We start from the raw sequence: 17,922 nt of genomic DNA, 5'->3' as shown, positions 1-17,922 counted from the left end.
CACGGCGGCCGGCTCGCGCGACGCGTCTCGCCCGCCACCGCCGCAAGCCTTACTGCGGCGCCTGTGTGTGCCGCGGAGCGCAGCGGCACGACACCGCGATTGCGGTCACCGCCGCAGACCGGCAACAGCGCGCCAGGCTGCGCTCCGCGGGCTCACGGCGATGGCCCGAGCACCTCGTGCAATTTGCCGCTGAACTCGCCCAGCGTGAAAGGCTTGGCGATCATGCTCATGCCCTCGGCCAGAAACTCGCCACGGTCGCGCGCGGTTTCGGCGTAGCCGGTCATGAAGATCACCGGCAGATCGCGGCGCGACTGCCGCGCGATTTCCGCCAGCTGGCGGCCGTTGAGCCCGGGCAGGCCGACGTCGGTGACCAGCAGGTCGATCCGCCGTGGCGACGCCAGGATCGGCAACGCGGCATCGGCATCGGCCACCACCTCGGCCTGGTAACCCAATTCGCCCAGCAACTCGGTCACCAGCAGGCGCACCTGTTCGTCGTCCTCCACCACCAGCACCTGCTGCCCCTGCCCGGCCACCACCGCACCGCTCTGGGGCTCCGACACCGCACCCGGCACGGGCACCCCGGCCGGCAGATACAGGCTGACCGTGGTGCCCGCACCAATCTGCGACTCCACCCACACCTGCCCGTTGGACTGCTGCATGAAGCCGTAGATCATCGACATGCCCAGGCCGGTACCCTGCCCGATCGGCTTGGTGGTGTAGAACGGCTCGAACACCCGCTCCAGCACATCGGTCGGCATGCCGGTGCCGGTGTCGGTGACCGACACCACCGCATAGTCGCCCGGCGCCAGGCTGATGCCACGTCCAAGCTCCAGCCCTTGCGCCTGGACCTGCAGATGCCGCGTGGCGATGCGCAACAACCCACCATTGGGCATCGCATCGCGTGCATTGATGGCAAGGTTGAGCAGCGCGCTTTCCAGCTGGTTTTCGTCGACGTAGGCCTGCGGCAATGCACTGCACAGATCGGTTTCCAGGCGTACCGATTCGCCCAGCGTGCGCGCCAGCAGATCCTGCAGCGACACCACCAGATCGTTCAATTGCAGATGCCGCGCTTCCAGCGATTGCCGGCGCGAAAACGCCAGCAGCCGCTGCGTCAACGCGGCCGCACGTAGCGCCGAGGCCGACGCCACATCCAGGAACCGCCCCAGCCCTTCGGTGCGCCCCTGATCGATGCGCAGGCGCGCCAGATCCAGCGCAGACAGGATGCCGGTCAGCATGTTGTTGAAATCGTGCGCGATGCCGCCGGTCAGCTGGCCCACCGCTTCCATCTTCTGCGCCTGGCGCAGCGCTGCCTCGCTGGACTCGCGCGCCTGCATCTGCTGCTGCAGCTCGGCCGTGCGCTCGGCCACCTTGGCCTCCAGCACGGTGGCTTGCTGCTGGATCGATTCCATCGCCAGCGCCCGCGCGGTGACATCGGTCGCGAACACATGGAACCCGTCCACCTGGCCGTTCGCATCGAAACGCGGCATGTAGCGGATCTCGGCATCGCGGCGACGCCCATCGGCATGCGGCCAGCTGGTTTCCACCGTGAGCGCGCGCCCGGCCAGTGCCGCCTCGATCCACGCGCGACGCTCGGCCACCACCGCGGGCCCCACCACGTCCACCAGCGGCCGCCCGATCACATCCTGCGGCGGGATCCCGATCCAGTCTTCATACGAACGGTTGGCGAAGCGGTAGACCAGGTGCTTGTCGATGAACGCGATCAAGACCGGTAGAGCATCGGTGACACGACGCAGCTCTGCTTCGCTGAGCGCCAGCGCTGCCCTGCTCTCGGCCAGCTGTGCCATCTGATCGCGGATCACGAACTGCTTCTGGCGCGAACGCAGCGCGGTGGAAATCGCACTCAGCAACGACGACGAACTCAGTGGCCGCTCCAGCTCGATGACGTTGGTCATCTCCGGCGGCAGGCTTGCCCGCCGCCCGGCATGGCTGCCGCGCGGCGCACGCAACAGCACGAACGGGATGTCCGACCAGGCCGCCTGGGCCTGCAGGATCTGCTGCAGCTGTTGCAGATCGCCACCCACGGCCTCTTCGGTCAGGACCACCACACCGGAACTGTCGAGCAGGTCGCCGGCCAGCGCGGCCAGCGTGCCATACACCTTCTGGGTCAGTCCGTGCTCACTGACGATGCCGGCGATGCTTTGGGCATCGCGGCCGAACGGCGCGATGATGTGAACGATCGAGCCGTCTGCCTCACAACTGGCCAAGGGGACGCCCCAGCAACGGCGCATCGTCTCCGACGAACTGCGGAGTGCCGGTCAGCACGCCATGGAATTTTTCCAGCGGCTCGCTCAGCTGCAGACCGGCCGTGCCGATCTGCAGTTCGCGGATCGCGTCTTCGTGCGCGCCGCTGCGGTTCTTGATCACCGACAAGGCCTTGCGGATGCGGCCCTGCGCTTCGAAGAAGCGGAACAGGATGACGGTGTCGGCCATGTAGGACACGTTGAGGTTGCCGGTGGACATCGTCCCCACCAGGCCATGCTGTGGATTGATCAGGAAGGTGGTCACGCCGCTCTGATTGAGATACGACAGCAGCTCGTGTATCTGCAACATCAACTGCTTTTCCTGCGGCATCGACGACAGGTACCCGTTGAGGCTGTCGATCACCAGCACACGGCAGTTGCGCTTTTCCACGCTTTCGCGCACGGCCCAGGCAAACTCGCCGGGTGTCAGTTCGGCCGGATCCATCTGATGCAGCTCCAGCAAACCTGACTGCAGATGCTTGCGTAAATCCATGCCCAGGCTTTGTGCACGCGTCAGTAGGGTACCGGTGCGCTCATCGAACTCCAGCACGCAGCAGTGCTCGCCACGCTCGCAGGCCGCGTTGACATATTGCAGCGCCACGTTCGTCTTGCCCGAGCCGGCCGGTCCGGTCAACAGCGTGCTGGTACCGCGCAGCGGGCCGCCATGCAGCAGCGCATCGATCCGCTCCACGCCACTGGACACCGCATCGCCAACGAACGGCACGTGATGGTTGGAGGCAATCAGACGCGGATAGATATGCATGCCACCGGTGGCGATCGTCAGATCATGGTAGCCAGCGATGAAATTGACCCCGCGCAACTTTTGCACCTGCATGCGCCGCCGCGCCGCACCGAAATCCAGCGTCATGCGTTCCAGCGAGACCACACCGTGGCAGAGGCTGTGCAGATGGGCATCGCGCTCGCCATGTTCCCCGGTCAGGTCGTCCACCAGAAACACGGTGATATTGCGTGGGGCAAAGAATTGCTTGAGCGCCAGCACCTGCCGCCGGTAGCGCAGCGAATCCTGCGCCAGCAATCGCAACTCGGACAACGAATCGAACACCACGCGCGTGGGCTTGACCCGATCAACCTCGGCCTGGATGAGCTTGATCGTGCCATCCAGTTCCATTTCCCAGGGATGCAGGATGGACTGCTGACGCCCGTCGCCCAGGAACGCTTCGGCCGAGGCCAGCTCGAAAATATGCAGCGGCTCCAGCGACCACTCATGCGAGGCGGCCACTTCGGTCAGCTCGTCGATGGTTTCCGACAAAGTCACATACAGGCAACTATCGCCCCTGGCCGCGCCATCGAGCAGGAACTGCAGCGCCATCGTGGTCTTGCCGGAGCCCGGTTGGCCCTCGAGCAGATACAACCGGTTGGCGGGCAGGCCACCGCGGAGGATGGTGTCAAGCCCCGTCGTCCCGGTGGTGATACGGTTTGCGATCATCGGCTTTACGTTTTCCATGCCGCAGAATTTATCATGCGCCGGTGATACAGCCGCGTCAGGGACTGAATTGATCAGCTTGTTTGGCTTGACGCGCTGTGTGTTTTATCGCCTTCCTGCCGTGACACCGCTAACGTTTTACCTCCGGCGACGAATCGCACAAAAACTTGCGAGGATCTTGCTCGCCTACGCCGCCGGCTTTGTGGCAACTCCGACACATCCGTCACGCGCATACGCATAGCGTGGTCGATGGAAGCGAACGCGCCGTTGCGCTCGCTCGAGGACGGCAGTGAACGACGCATCAGGCAATGCACGCATTCTGTTGGTTGAAGACGACGATGCCATCCGTGCGATGGCCGCAGACATTCTGGGTGACGAGGGCTATCAGGTTGTTGTGTCCGCTGACGCCGAGCAGGCGATGCAGCAACTCACCACGGCGTGTCCGTTTGACTTGCTGCTTTCGGATATCTGCCTGCCCGGCATGAACGGACGCGACCTTGCCGACAATGCGCGGCGCCTGTATCCCGCGCTACCGATTGTCTTCATGACCGGCTATGCCGGTGCGATTGCCAAGCGCGCGGATTTTCTGGATACCGGCATGCGTCTGCTGCCAAAACCATTTTCGTTACGCGACCTGTTGGGCATTGTCCAGAAAGCGTTGTAACGCGTCGCCGAGTGCCACGTGTAGCCGCTACGCTGGAGCACACCCCAGCAGATGCCGGCGGCTTTGCTCCCGCTGCGCGGTGGAGAGCACAACGCCTGAAGCGCCTCGTCTCGCGGTCACGCCGTGTCTCCACGCCTGACCGCACACCGCCCTGACTCACTACGGGCGCCGCTTCAGCAACTGCGCCACGCGCCGTTCCAGGTCAGCTGCCAGGAAGGGCTTGGTCAGCACTTCCATGCCGTCATCCAACTGCCCTGCTCCCACGGCCGCGGTCGCCGCATAGCCGGTGACAAACAGGACCGGCAGCATCGGGCGATATTGCCGGCCCGCATCGGCCACCTGGCGCCCGTTCAAGCCGCCGGTCAGACCGACGTCGGTTACCAGCACATCGATGGTTTCCGCTGACCGCAGGCGCTCCACTGCCGCACTCCCCTCGGCCGTCTCGATGACGCGATACCCGGCGTCCGTGAGCACTTCGGAGATCAGCACACGGATCGCGGTTTCATCTTCGACCAGCAACACCGTGCAACTGTGCATCGTTGCCCGCTGCGGATCATCCTGCGTGGCCGGCCCTTCGTCATGCACCTGCTCGCCCATGAAGCGCGGCAGATACAGCGCCATGGTGGTACCCACTCCAACGTCCGATTCGATACGCACATGCCCGCCGGATTGGCGCGTGAACCCATAGATCATCGACAGGCCCAGCCCGGTGCCCTGACCGATGGGCTTGGTGGTGAAAAATGGCTCGAAAACCTTGGACATGATCTCTTCGCTCATGCCGGTACCGGTGTCCTGCACGCTCAGGCACACATAGTCGCCGGGCGGCAACTCCAGCAGCTGGGCCGCAGCGTGATCCAGCGAGCGGTTATGCAGGCTGATGGTGAGCTCGCCACCATCGGGCATGGCATCGCGCGCATTGATGCACAGGTTGAGCAAGGCATTTTCCAGCTGCGGCGCATCCACCAGCACCTTCCAGGCGTCGGCCGCCGGAATCACCTGCAAACTGATCGACGGCCCCAGGGTGCGCGCGATGATCTCGCGCATCCCATGCACCAGTGCCTCCACTTCCAGTGCGCTGGGCGCCAGGGTCTGCCGACGCGAAAACGCCAGCAGACGCTGCGTCAACGCCGCCGCGCGCGCGGCGCTGGTCTGTGCCATCTCCACGTAGCGTTCCAGCCGGTCGTATTTACCCTGCTGCACGCGCGCTTGCAGCAGCTCCAGCCCCACCGTGATGGCGGTCAGCAAATTGTTGAAATCATGCGCCAGGCCGCCGGTCAGCTGCCCAACGGCTTCCATCTTCTGGCTCTGGCGCAATTTTTCTTCGGCCAGCAGCAGTGCCGCGCTGCGCTCGCGCACGCGTTCTTCCAGGGTTTCGGTCAGCAGCCGCAATTGCTCTTCGGCCTGGCGTCTGTCGGTGACGTCCGATGCAGTGCCGAACCATTCTTCGATCGCGCCGTGCGCATCCAGCAGCGGCACTGCACGCAGCAGGGTCCAGCGCACGCGCTGGCTGGCATCCAGCACCCGCAGCTCCAGCTCCAGCCCGGATTTGCCAGCGATCGCCGCACCGATGGCGCTCGACAACAGCGCGCGATCGTCCGGATACACCCAGTCCTGTTGCCAGCGCGCGTTCGCCGGCAGGCTGTCGTTGAGCAGCCCGTCGCGCACGTGCTGGCGCAAGGCACTCCAGTCGGCAGCCGCAGAGAAGATCGATTGCGACGAGGCGCGCACCAGCGCATCCAGGCGGCGCTCGCTCCTGATCAAGGCTTCGCTGGCCAGACGCTCGGCAGTACGGTCGCGCAGGACCTTGACGAAACCGATCGCCGCGCCGGTTTCTTCGCGCAACACCATCAACGACCCGTTGGCCCAGAACAGTTCGCCGCTCTTGCGCACGTGCCAGCGTTCGTCCATGCCGCTGCCACTTTCCAGCGCGGCGGCAGCCTCGATGAGGATCTGCCGCCTTTCCAGGTCTTCCGGTGTGAACGTACGCTCCAGCGATTGCCCGAGCATCTCGCTCTCGCTCCACCCCAGAATGCGGCGTGCGCCCTCGTTCCACGAGGTCACCCGGCCGCGCATGTCGGTGGCGATGATCGCGTAGTCCATGACGCTGTCCAGGATCTGCCGGTTGCGCACTTCGGCCTCGCGCACCGCGCGTTCCAGGCTGATGCGGTCGGTAATGTCCAGCCCCTGCACAAAGATGCCCGACACCGTGCCGTCGGCACCGGCGATCGGTTGATAGACCAGATCCAGCAGCCGGCGCTCGGTCGGCCCGCCCGGCACGGCCTGCACGTCGTAGGCGAGCGCCGTGGCCGAATACGCACGTCCGGACTGAAACACCTCATCCAGCCGCGCCAGGTGTCCTTGCGCCACCACGTCGGGCAGCGCCTCGGCCAACGGGCGGCCGATCACGTCGCGGTGACCGATCAGGCGCGAATAACACGGATTGACGAACTCGACGACGTGCTGCGGCCCGCTCAAGAACGCCATGAACATCGGCGCCTGCTCAAACAGGCGGATCAGGCGTTCGTGCTCGTCGGCCAACCGCGCCTGCGCCACCTTGCGTGCGGTCACCTCGTTGGTCACGCAGAACGCGCCACCCACGCTGCCATCGTCGAGATAGATCGGCGAGAACGAGAACGTCCACCAGGTGTCTTCGGGCGTGCCATAACGGTTCATCGCGATCGGCACTTCTTCGAAGCGCGACGCGCGCCCGGCAAATGCCGCCTCGATCGGCGCACGCACGGCATCCCAGGCATCGGCCCACAACTCGCGCAGCGGCGCACCCAATGCCTGTGCCTGGCGCGGCCCCAGGATCGGCGTATAGGCATCGTTGTAGAAGAACGTCAGCGCCTGCCCCCAGACCACATACATGCTTTCGGGCGAGGCGAGCATCAGATCGACGACATTTCGTAACGGCAACGGCCACTGCGCGGGCGGCCCCAGTGGCGTGCCGCTCCAGTCATGGGCACGGACCGCCTGCGCCATCGTGCTATCGCCATGCGGGAATGCCGCGCTCATGCAGCGCACGACCATGGCGCGCCACTGCGTGCAGCGCAACGCGCAAGTGCAGCACTACGGGGGGCCAGGTGACCTGTCGACCATGGAAGCATCGTTGTGACCATCGGGAAGACTCAGGAATCGGCGCGTGGGTGACAGGCGACACACACGCCGGGCGCCTATCATCTTGCCTGCGACCGACGGCGTCCAGCGAACGGGCGACACGCCACTGAATCGATTACCTGCCAGCTCGGCAGCGGTTGTTCGCTGGCTACCGTACTCCGGCCGGGAGTGGGTGGAGACAGGCGCCTTGGCAGAACGGCTTTACACGGCGGGCATGACGTCTCCACCGGACGATGTGGGTCATGCCAGCTCCGCTCCGGGCTCGGCTCGGGCTTCGCGCGCCCACGCATCGCCGACGCCACCCGGGCGAGCTTGCTGGCGGCTCGACGCCGCCCCGGACGCAGCAACCGCACCTGAATCCCCCGGGCTGCAAAGTTCAGTTCTCCTGGCCGAGGCCGCTAACGGATAGGTCGAGACACACCCGACGCAGCGGCCTTGCGCTGCCCACGGCCGTATCGCGCCTTTCGCCTCGCCATTGCCGCGGGGACTCCTGCCATCCCGCTGTCGGATCACCGATCGAACCCTATGCATCTCCTTTCGAATCTGCGCATTGGTCAGCGCCTGGCGCTCGGCTTTCTGTCCATCATCGTGCTGATGGTGATCCTGACCGTGGTCGGCATCCAGCGCGTACGGAGCATCGACCAGCAACTGACCGCCATCAACGAGGTCAATAGCGTCAAGCAGCGTTACGCCATCAACTTTCGCGGCAGCGTGCATGATCGCGCGATCGCCTTGCGCGATGTTGTCCTGATGGACGCGCCAGCCGACCGCCACGCGGCCGAGCAATTGATCGACAAGCTCGCCGCCGACTACGCCCGTTCCGCGCAGCCGCTCGACGACATGATCGCGGCTTCGACCGACGCAAAAGAAAAAGCCATCCTTCAGCAGATCAAGTCCATCGAGCAGCGCACCATGCCGCTGATCACGCAGGTGCGCTCGTTCCGCGATGCATCGGACCGGTTGCACGCCGAGCAACAATTGCTGCAGCAAGCACGCCCGGCCTTCATCGACTGGCTGGCCAGCATCAACGCCTTCATCGACCTGCAGGAAGCCAAGAACCGCGCAGCGGCCAAGCAGGCCGTCGCCACCGCGCGTGGCTTTGCGATGTTGATGGTGATCTCCACCGTCGCCGCGCTGCTGCTCGGCGCAACCATCGCCTTCCTGCTCACCCGCAGCGTGGTGCTGCCGCTGCGTCAGTCGCTGCAGCTGGCCCAGCGGATCAACGAAGGCGACCTGCGCAGCCATGACGCCCCGACCGGCAGCGACGAATCCGGCCAACTGCTGCGCGCCATGCAGCTTATGCAGCATCGCCTGCAGGACGTGATCTCCGCACAACGCACCATGGCATCGCGCCACGATGCCGGCGAGATCAGCTATCGCACCGATGCGCAGCGCTTCCCCGGCGAGTACGGCCACATGGTGCAGGACACCAACGCATTGGTGCACGCACATGTGCAGACGCAGCTGCGCATGACCGAGGTCATGGGCCGCTATGCAGTCGGCGACCTGGCACCGGAAATCGAACAGTATCCTGGCGAAAAGGCCGCCATCACCGCCACCATGCAGCAGGTCAAGCAGAACCTGCGCGCGATCAACGCGCAGATCCACGCACTGACCCAGGCCGCCTGCGCGGGCGACTTCGCACTTCGCGGCCAGCCGGACAAGTTCGAGCACGATTTCCGCCTGATGGTGGAGAACCTCAACACCATGATGGCGACCTCCGACACCAACCTGGCCAAGTTCTCCGAGCTGCTGCGCGCCATCGCCGACGGCGACCTGACCGTGCGCATGTCCGGTAACTTCCACGGCGTGTTTGCATCCATGCGCGACGACGCCAACAGCACCGTGCACCGCCTCACCGATATCGTGACGCGCATCCAGACCACGTCCAACAGCATCGGATTCGCCGCCGAAGACATCACCGGTGGCAACCAGGAACTGACCCGTCGCAGCGAACAGCAGGCGGCCAGCCTGGAAGAAACCGCCGCCTCGATGGAAGAGCTGACCTCCACCGTCAAGCAGAACGCCGAGCATGCAGGCCGCGCCAACCAGCTCGCGCTTGGCGCGGCCGCCATCGCCTCGCAAGGTCGCGATGTGGTCGGCCAGGTCATCGAGCAGATGTCCGGCATCGAAGCCTCCTCCAAACGCATTGCCGACATCATTTCCGTCATCGATGGCATTGCCTTCCAGACCAATATTCTGGCGTTGAACGCCGCTGTCGAAGCCGCGCGCGCAGGCGAACAAGGCCGCGGTTTTGCGGTAGTCGCGTCGGAAGTCCGCACGCTCTCGCACCGCTCATCGGATGCAGCGAGGGAGATCAAACGCCTGATCGACGATTCCGTACAGCGCGTGGCCGATGGCTCGACCCTGGTGCATCAGGCCGGCACCACCATGGGCGAAGTCGTCACCAGCGTCCAGCATGTCACCGACATCATCGGACATATTTCCGCCGCCTCGCAGGAACAGGCCGGCGGCATCGAACAGGTCAACCACACCATCGCCCAGATGGACGAAACCACCCAGCAAAACGTGCGCCTCGTGGAAGCCGCCAGCACCGCCGCGCATGCGTTGGAGGAGCACTCCACGCAACTCACCCGCGCAGTGGAAGTCTTCAAGGTCAATGCAACGGTGCTGTGAGCCCGTATGATCGCGTTCAACGCGCATGCAATGGTTGCGGCCATCGTCTCGGCGTCGACCTACCGCAGGCGCCTATTCGGCAGAAAACAGACCAACCTGCCGCGGCGGATAGATCAGATCGCGCCCAACCGGGCGCGCATCGGCATTCAGCTGGTGCGGCTGCGCCGTGGTTTCGCCAAGGATGTGCAGCACCTGCCACCCTCGGTGCAGCAACAGATCTGCAATCAAACGGCGATGGCACTGCCACCATAGCGCTTCGGCACACATCAGCGCGGTACGCCGCTCCCGTGCCATGGCCGTCGCCTGCTCCAGTCCGGCAGCGAACTCGGCACTGGTCATGTGGTCGGCATAGCCCTGAAACGCCGCGTTGCGCCACCCGCCATTCGGCGATCCCGCCTGCGCCTTGCGACGGCCACCAAGCTCGGGCAGCCACAGATAGCGCACCGATACGGCATCCAGTGCCTGCGCCATCGTGTCGCTGGCAAACCAGGGGTAGCGGCGCGAACCCGGAAAACGCCGCACATCCACCAGTGCCTCAATCCCATGCGCGCTCAGCAGCGCAACGAACGCCTCCCAGGTCCTGGTGGAGTGACCGACCGTCCAGACTGTTTTGCCCGCATCGCCCGCCGTCTGCTGCGCAGGCGCGTTGGTGTTGATCAAGGGTGAGGTGTCATGCATCGCGGCAGGGGCTTGAGGGAGTGCCCGTATAGCACTATCACCGCGAGTGCCCATGCCAGGTGATGCCCACACGGACCCACTGCCGTGCGCAGTGCGGGCGTGCCTGTTTCACACGCATGCGATTCCTCGTCTCAGGGAGAGCGCTGCTTGCTTCAAATCGCCCTGGAAGCGTTCGTCCAGCTGCAAGCGCCGGCGACATAACCACCTGCGGTGCACGGTTGACGAGGCTGCTGAGCGATCAGCCTGATGAGAAATAGCCCCCACGGAAACCATAGCGCTGCGTATGGGATAGAAGATGGGACGACGGCGAACCTTGCAAAAAAAGTCCATCGCCTCAGCAACTTGTGGAAGCGTGTGGCGGAGAGAGTGGGATTCGAACCCACGGAAGGTTTGACCCTTCGCCGGTTTTCAAGACCGGTGCCTTAAACCGCTCGGCCATCTCTCCGATGCTGCTGCGCATGACCGCCGAAGGCATCGGCTGTCACGCTGGCGACCCGCATTGCGCGGGTGGCGCCTGACGGTGGCCGCAAGGACATCTTGTGCGGATCCACCACTCCCGGGATCGCTCCCGGGCGCGCATTCTCGCATGCCCGGGCGCTTTTTGCTCGATGACGCCCGCCGCCTTTCGCTGGCACAGCCTGCTGCGCCACTGCCGGCCGCTACACGCTGCGAGTTGGCCGGACGCACCTCAGCACACACGCACCCGGACAAGCGTTTCGAAGCAGCCGAGCTCCGGTCTCCCAACAGCCAGCGGACCGCCCGAATGGGATGTCAGCCAGTCTCGACCGGGAGACGTCGCACTCAGCCGGCTTCCGCCACCACCAAGCGCGGCGCGGTGCCGGCGGCGCGCTTGAGCTTTTCCGCCAGCTCGGCGCAGTTGCCGCCGCAATCCAGGCGCGAGCGTTCGATCTCCTGCGGCAGGTGCTCGGCCAGGAAGTCGATGAACACGCGCACCGCGGGCAGCAGGCCGCGGCGCGAGGCGAACACCGCATGGCAGATGCCCTGCGGCAGCGACCAGTGCGGCAGCACCACTTCCAGTTCGCCGCTGCGCACCGCTTCGGCGCACACGGTCTCCGGCAGCATGGTGATGCCGAAGCCGTCGCGCGCCATCGATTGCAGCAGCGGGAAGTCGAAGCCGGCCAGGCGCGGCTGCAGGTCCACGCGGCGCATCTCGCCGTTGGGCCCATGCAGCTCCCAGCGCTGGTGCGCTTCGTCTTCGCTGGTGCTCATGGTGGTGTGGTTGGCCAGCTCGCTCGGGTCCTTGGGACGGCCGGCGCGGTCCAGGTACTTCGGGCTGGCCACCAGCAGCTCCTGCACCTGGCCGAAGCTGCGCATCACCAGGCTGCCGTCGTCATCCAGGCGCGAGCGCACGCGTAGCGCAATGTCGTAGCCCTCGTTGATGACATCAACGCGGCGATTGCTGATATTGAGCTGCAGCCGCACCTTGGGGTACTTGGCCAGAAATTCCGGCAACAGCTTGGGCAACTGGATCTGCGCAAGCGAGACAGGAACGCTCACACGGACAAGACCGCGCGGTTCGGCGCTGAGACGATCCACCACCTCGCGCGCGGCCTGGGCCTCGGCCAGCATGGTCTGGGCATGCCGGTGAACGCTGGTGCCGACGTCGGTGACCGCAAAGCGGCGCGTGGAGCGCTGCAGCAGGCGCACACCCAGGTCGGTTTCAAGCTGGCTGATACGCCGGCTCAGGCGCGACTTGGGGATACCAAGCGCACGCTCGGCCGCGGCAAAGCCGCCGTGGTCCACCACCATCGCGAAGTAGTACAGGTCATTCAGGTCGTGCATGGCGCAGGTATCCATGGATAGAACGATAAGTGATATTTAACCAGCTTTATCCCAACAGGGCAACGACCTAGTCTGCGCATCCCCGCGGCGCTGCCGCTTGCCACAGGTCTTCGCCATGAAGCTGCTTCACATCGACTCCAGCGCCCTGGGCGCCAATTCCGTCAGCCGGGAACTCAGTGCCACCGCCGTTGCGCAGCAGCAGCAGCTGCACCCCGGGCTGCAGGTGACATACCGCGATCTGGATCAGGAGCCAATCCCCCACCTCAGCGGCAGGTCATTGACGCAGGCGGACGCGGCCGAAGCGGCCGTGGCCGAGCAGGCGATGCAGCAGTTTCTGGAGGCCGATGTCATCGTGATCGGCGCACCGATGTACAACTTCGGCATCCCTTCCACGCTCAAGGCATGGATCGACCGCATCGCGGTGGCCGGGCGTACGTTCCGCTACACCGCATCCGGCCCGGAAGGCCTGGCCGGCGGCAAGCGCGTCATCATTGCCAGCGCGCGCGGTGGCATCTACCCCGACCCGACCAATGATTTCCAGGAGCCCTACCTGCGTCAGCTGTTCGGCTTCCTGGGCGTGGACGATGTCAGCTTTGTACGCGCCGAAGGCGTAGCGTATTCGCCGCAGCACCGCAGCGACGCGATTGCGCAGGCGCTGGCTGGCCTGCAGCAGACGGCAGGCACAGTGGCATAAGCGCGCAGCACTAAACGCAGGCCAATGCCCTCGCCCGTACCGTAAGAGTGATAGCGACGTACTGGCTTGGCGCAACGCATTGCGATCCTGAGCGTGCTGCGTGATTTCCATAACGCGCGCCAGGCACTGCGCCATACGGCCAGCCAGCCGCGTACAACGCAAAACGGGGCCATTGTTGGCCCCGTTTTACGCGCTGAAACTGCACCGTTCGCCTGCAAGCGACACTGCACTTGCTCGTGCAAATGCGTACGTGCTGCCGATCCAACAATCACTCCAGACCGCGCGTGTGCATGCCGAGATCACTCGACGCCTCCACCGCTGCACAGCGCTCGCCGGCTGCATTGACGTCAACCGATCTTTTCCATCCCGCCCATGTACGGGCGCAACACTTGCGGCACATCGATCGAGCCGTCGGCGTTCTGGTAGTTCTCCATCACCGCAATCATGGCGCGGCCCACTGCGGTGCCGGAGCCATTGAGCGTGTGCAGCAATTCCGGCTTGCCGCTGGCCGGGTTGCGCCAGCGTGCCTGCATGCGCCGCGCCTGGAAATCGCCGCAGTTGGAGCACGATGAAATTTCACGATAGGTGTTCTGCGACGGCAGCCAGACCTCCAGGTCGTAGGTCTTGATCGCCGAAAAGCCCATGTCGCCGGTGCACAGCAGCACCTTGCGATAGGGCAGACCGAGTTGTTCCAGCACCACCTCGGCGCAGCGCGTCATGCGCTGGTGTTCGGCATCGCTGTCCTCCGGCGCGCAGGCCGTCACCAGTTCCACCTTCTCGAACTGATGCTGGCGAATCATGCCGCGCGTATCACGACCACCGCTGCCGGCCTCGGCCCGAAAGCACATCGAATGCGCAGTCATGCGCAGCGGCAGGCGCTCGGCATCGATAATCTCGTCGCGCACGATATTGGTCAGCGGCACTTCCGAGGTGGGGATCAGATAGCGGCGCGATTCACCCACTTCAGTCTGGAACAAATCGTCTTCGAACTTCGGCAGCTGCCCGGTGCCGCGCATCGAATCGGCATTGACCAGCAGCGGCACGTTGGTTTCTTCGTAGCCGTGCGCACCCACATGCAGGTCCAGCATGAACTGCGCCAGTGCGCGGTGCAGGCGCGCGATCGGCCCGCGCAGCACGGTGAAGCGTGCGCCCGACAACTTGGCCGCCGTCTCGCCGTCCAGCCAGCCGTGCGGCGCGCCAAGTTCCACATGGTCCTTGACCGCAAAATCGAACTGTCGCGGCGCGCCCCAGCGCGACTGCTCGACGTTGTCGCCTTCGTCCTTGCCCAGCGGCACGTCGCTTGCCGGCAGATTGGGCAGCCCCAACGCAATGGTGTCGAGCTTGGCGCGAATCGCATCCAGCGCCTCTTCCGACGCCTTGAGCTCATCGCCAAACCCGGCCACCTCGGCCATCAGCGCGGCGACATCCTCGCCTTTCGCCTTGGCCTGCCCGATCGCCTTCGACTTGGCATTGCGCTGGCTCTGCAGTTCCTGCGTACGCACCTGAATGCGCTTGCGCTCGCTTTCCAGCGACTCCAGTTCCGCAGTGTCCAGCGAGAAACTGCGGGTGCTGCGCAGGCGCTCGGCAAGGTCGGCGGGATGTTGGCGAAGCAGGGCCGGATCTAGCATCGGAAGTCTGTGTGTCGGTGAGGAGCGCGAGATTATCGCCTGTTCCGCCACCTGCTGCGATCGATTCACCGGGGCTATGCAAGAATTATGGCGATCCTTCAGGTGAGCCCTATGCCCGCGCCCCGCCCTGCGTCCGACCGCCAGATCGTTTTGCGCCTACCCCGCCACACGCTGAAAATTGCCGGTATCGCGTTCGCTGCCGGCCTGCTGCTGTTCCTGTTGGTATGGGCTACCGGCCGCAAGGACGATTTCTACAAGGCCTCCCCCACCCAACCGACCGCCGGCACGCCGGCGGCGGCGGATGACGCCATTCAACCGCTGCCAGCGCCGCTGCCCGCCCAGGATGGCGCCAGCGACATGCCACAGGCCAAGCCGCCCGCAGAGACGCCCACGTTGGTCGACACCGCGCCGGCGGCTCCGCCCGCACCACTCCCGGAAGAGGCCGTCCCCGGTGCACCAGGAACCGCAGCGCCGGCCTCGGCCCCGGTGGCCGGCGGCAACCGCCCGGTGCCGGTCCAGGGCCAGATGCCGCCGCCGCGCTATCCCTCCGCTGCGTTGCGGCGTGGCGATGCGGGCGATGTGGTGGTACGCGTGGACGTGGATGCCGCCGGCAATCCCGGCGGCGTCACCCTGGTGCAGCGCAGCGGGTCACGGGATCTGGACCGCGCAGCGATGGAAGCGGTCCGCCACTGGCGCTTCCATCCGGCCCAGCGCAATGGCCAGCCGGTGGCCGGCAGCCTGGATGTTCCGTTCGAATTCAAGCCTGCTCAGTAAGCGCCACTGACGGCAACGCAGATCAGCATCGCCCGGTACTGCTGATCGTGCGCACGACGGCCGTCGATATCCACTGATCGAGCCCTGCACGGCCATCACCCGGATGCAGCGGTCGCCACTGTCACCAACCTGAACATCTGCACGCCGGCAATCGCCGCCGGGCCCCGCGCCTTAGCTGCGCCTCAGGCAGTGCCGACCAGACTGGCCGCGTCATCCCCAAGATGCGCCAGGAGGTCTGCCATGTCCTTCATCTCGAACCCTTCAACGCCCCAGGCGCCGGCGATGTCGCGCCGCGCTCCACCTGTCACGGGCCGGGGGCCAGATGCGACAGACGACGGCGCCTCGCCATGGCTGTGGGCGACGCTGCTGGCTCTGCTGGTGGTAATCCCGGCCTGGTGGTGGAACCGGCATAGCGACGAGTCGTTTGCGACCGATACCGGCCCCGCTCCCGTCGCGAGCCGCCAGATTCTGCCCAGTGCCGATGGCCCCCGCGCGATGACCATGGTGGCGCATGCACCAGCACGCGCGGCCACCCCCAGCATCGAGGCCCAACCGTTACCCGGCAATGCAATGCCCAGCTATCCCGCCGAACTGGCGCGCGCCGGCATCCAGGGCAGCCGTACCGCGCGCCTGCAGCTGGATGTGCAAGGCCGGGTGCGCGAGGTTGTCATTGTCGAACGCACCGGCAGCAACGACCCGCGCCTGGATGCGGCGGTGAGCGACAGTCTGCGCCAGTGGCGCTTCGCGCCGGCCACGCGCGATGGCCATGCCGTGATCAGCAGCGTGCAGGTGCCGGTGGACTTCAGCGCAGCGCGCTGAGCCCGAAGCCGGCATCCCGCGCCAGGGTGTCGAACCCCGGGAACGAGGTCGCGACATTCGCTACATCGTTGACCTGCACGCTGCCGGTGGACAGCTGGCCGGCGATGGCGAACGCCATGGCGATGCGGTGGTCGCCGTGGCTTTCGATCACGCCGCTGCCAATGCTGCCGCCGTGGATGGTGGCGCCATCCGGCGTTTCATCGACCTGCACGCCCAACGTGCGCAGGCCAGTGGCCATGGCCGCCAGCCGATCCGATTCCTTGACCCGCAATTCGGCAGCGCCGGTGACCACGGTCTGTCCGCTTGCCGCAGCTGCAGCCACGAACAAGGCCGGAAACTCATCGATCATGTCCGGCACCAGGGCCTCGGGAATCTGCGCGCCCTGCAACGGCGCATAGCGCACGCGCAGGTCGGCCACCGGTTCGCCGCCGTGTTCGGCATGACGTTCTTCGGTGATGTCGGCGCCCATCAGGCGCAGCGCCGCCAGCAGCCCGGTGCGCCGCGGGTTCAATCCCACCGCGCGCAGTACGACCTCCGAGCCGGGGATGATGCTGGCAGCCACGATGAAGAACGCCGCCGACGAAAAGTCGGCAGGCACCGCGATATCGGTGGCGCGCAGTCGCTGGCCGCCGCGCAGACGCGCGGTGCCGGGAGCGAAATCGATCTCCACGCCGAACGCCGACAACATCCGCTCGGTGTAGTCGCGTGTGGGATGCGGCTCGGTCACCGAGGTCTCACCCCGTGCGTACAGGCCAGCCAGCAGCACCGCCGACTTGACCTGGGCGCTGGCCACCGGCGAAACGAATGCAATGCCCTGCAATGCCTGGCCACCGTGCACCCGCAGCGGCGGCGTGCCGTCATCCTGGGTGTCGATCCTGGCGCCCATCTGCGCCAACGGGCCGGTCACCCGCCGCATCGGCCGCTTGGACAACGAGTCATCACCGACCAGCACGCTGTCGAAGCGCTGCGCGGCAAGCACGCCGGCCAGCAGCCGCATGCCGGTGCCGGCGTTGCCGCAGTCCAGCGCCTCGGACGGCGGCTGCAGGCCATCCACACCGACGCCATGCACGATGCGCTGCGACGCCGATGGCGTTTCGATACGCACACCGAGCTGGGCGAAAATGGCCGCGGTAGAGCGCGTGTCTTCACCTTCGAGGAAGCCGTCGATCTGCGAGACGCCATCGGCGAGCGCGGCAAACATCACCGCACGGTGCGAGACCGACTTGTCGCCGGGAATGGCCAAGGTGCCACGCAAGGCGCTGCCTTGCCGGGCGATCCAGTGTTGCGTGCTGTTGCTCATGCGAATCATCCGAATGCTGCGCATCGCCACAGGCGGTGGCGATGCGCTTTGAAAGAGGGCGGCGTTGCCGACACCAACGCAACGCGCCGATGGCGGCGGCTGT

12 protein-coding genes and 1 tRNA gene are annotated in these 17,922 nt (G+C 65.6%); 5 read left to right on the top strand and 8 right to left on the bottom strand.

Annotated features, from left to right (window positions below; genetic code table 11):
* Window positions 1–152: 152 nt before the first annotated feature.
* Together ABQZ09_RS12860 and ABQZ09_RS12855 are read right to left on the bottom strand one after the other, a co-directional pair.
* Window positions 153–2,249 (bottom strand): PAS domain-containing protein, encoded by a 2,097-nt coding sequence (locus ABQZ09_RS12860; protein WP_503019077.1) that lies wholly within the window; start codon window positions 2,247–2,249, stop codon window positions 153–155.
* Complete coding sequence (locus ABQZ09_RS12855; RefSeq protein WP_349777062.1) at window positions 2,212–3,726, bottom strand: ATPase domain-containing protein; 1,515 nt, start codon at window positions 3,724–3,726, stop codon at window positions 2,212–2,214. Before ABQZ09_RS12855 ends, ABQZ09_RS12860 begins: the two co-directional genes overlap by 38 nt.
* A 298-nt stretch (window positions 3,727–4,024) precedes the next feature.
* Here ABQZ09_RS12855 and ABQZ09_RS12850 point away from each other — a divergent pair, with 298 nt between their 5' ends.
* On the top strand, window positions 4,025–4,369 hold the full coding sequence (locus ABQZ09_RS12850) for a response regulator (RefSeq protein ID WP_039409498.1): 345 nt from the start codon (window positions 4,025–4,027) through the stop codon (window positions 4,367–4,369).
* Between the two features lie 159 nt (window positions 4,370–4,528).
* Here the strand turns inward: ABQZ09_RS12850 and ABQZ09_RS12845 are convergent, their stop codons facing one another.
* Window positions 4,529–7,384, bottom strand: coding sequence for a hybrid sensor histidine kinase/response regulator (locus ABQZ09_RS12845; RefSeq protein ID WP_349777061.1), 2,856 nt, complete (start codon window positions 7,382–7,384; stop codon window positions 4,529–4,531).
* A 627-nt stretch (window positions 7,385–8,011) separates the two neighbouring features.
* Here ABQZ09_RS12845 and ABQZ09_RS12840 point away from each other — a divergent pair.
* The gene (locus tag ABQZ09_RS12840) at window positions 8,012–10,123 is read left to right on the top strand and encodes a methyl-accepting chemotaxis protein (RefSeq protein WP_349777060.1); all 2,112 of its coding nucleotides are present in this window, start codon (window positions 8,012–8,014) and stop codon (window positions 10,121–10,123) included.
* A 72-nt stretch (window positions 10,124–10,195) separates the two neighbouring features.
* Here ABQZ09_RS12840 and ABQZ09_RS12835 read toward each other — a convergent pair whose 3' ends face one another.
* From ABQZ09_RS12835 to ABQZ09_RS12825, 3 genes are all read right to left on the bottom strand, one after another.
* On the bottom strand, window positions 10,196–10,801 hold the full coding sequence (locus tag ABQZ09_RS12835; RefSeq protein WP_349777059.1) for a DUF488 domain-containing protein: 606 nt from the start codon (window positions 10,799–10,801) through the stop codon (window positions 10,196–10,198).
* Window positions 10,802–11,156: 355 nt separating this feature from the next.
* Window positions 11,157–11,246: transfer RNA gene (locus ABQZ09_RS12830), tRNA-Ser, on the bottom strand.
* Between the two features lie 356 nt (window positions 11,247–11,602).
* A complete protein-coding gene (locus ABQZ09_RS12825) occupies window positions 11,603–12,619 on the bottom strand; it encodes a LysR family transcriptional regulator (RefSeq protein WP_003485786.1) in 1,017 nt (338 codons plus the stop codon).
* A 100-nt stretch (window positions 12,620–12,719) separates the two neighbouring features.
* On the opposite strand from ABQZ09_RS12825, the gene ABQZ09_RS12820 reads away from it, so the two are divergent.
* Complete coding sequence (locus ABQZ09_RS12820) at window positions 12,720–13,298, top strand: FMN-dependent NADH-azoreductase (RefSeq protein ID WP_349777058.1); 579 nt, start codon at window positions 12,720–12,722, stop codon at window positions 13,296–13,298.
* A 347-nt stretch (window positions 13,299–13,645) separates the two neighbouring features.
* On the opposite strand, the gene serS is transcribed toward ABQZ09_RS12820, so the two are convergent.
* Window positions 13,646–14,926, bottom strand: coding sequence for a serine--tRNA ligase (serS, locus tag ABQZ09_RS12815; protein ID WP_184557096.1), 1,281 nt, complete (start codon window positions 14,924–14,926; stop codon window positions 13,646–13,648).
* A 111-nt stretch (window positions 14,927–15,037) separates the two neighbouring features.
* Here serS and ABQZ09_RS12810 point away from each other — a divergent pair, with 111 nt between their 5' ends.
* Entirely contained in the window at window positions 15,038–15,700 is a 663-nt protein-coding gene (locus ABQZ09_RS12810) for an energy transducer TonB (RefSeq protein WP_349777057.1), read from the top strand.
* A 351-nt stretch (window positions 15,701–16,051) separates the two neighbouring features.
* Window positions 16,052–16,519 carry an energy transducer TonB gene (locus tag ABQZ09_RS12805; protein ID WP_349777120.1) on the top strand — a complete coding sequence of 156 codons (468 nt, stop codon included), beginning with the start codon at window positions 16,052–16,054 and terminating at the stop codon, window positions 16,517–16,519.
* On the opposite strand, the gene aroA is transcribed toward ABQZ09_RS12805, so the two are convergent.
* A complete protein-coding gene (aroA, locus tag ABQZ09_RS12800) occupies window positions 16,503–17,819 on the bottom strand; it encodes a 3-phosphoshikimate 1-carboxyvinyltransferase (RefSeq protein ID WP_184557092.1) in 1,317 nt (438 codons plus the stop codon). The two genes, ABQZ09_RS12805 and aroA, sit on opposite strands and share 17 nt — an antisense overlap.
* Window positions 17,820–17,922 lie beyond the last annotated feature (103 nt).

The organism is Xanthomonas sp. WHRI 6106 (assembly GCF_040202405.1).
Lineage (GTDB): Bacteria > Pseudomonadota > Gammaproteobacteria > Xanthomonadales > Xanthomonadaceae > Xanthomonas > Xanthomonas cannabis.
This window is presented reverse-complemented; position numbering and strand designations above follow the sequence as displayed.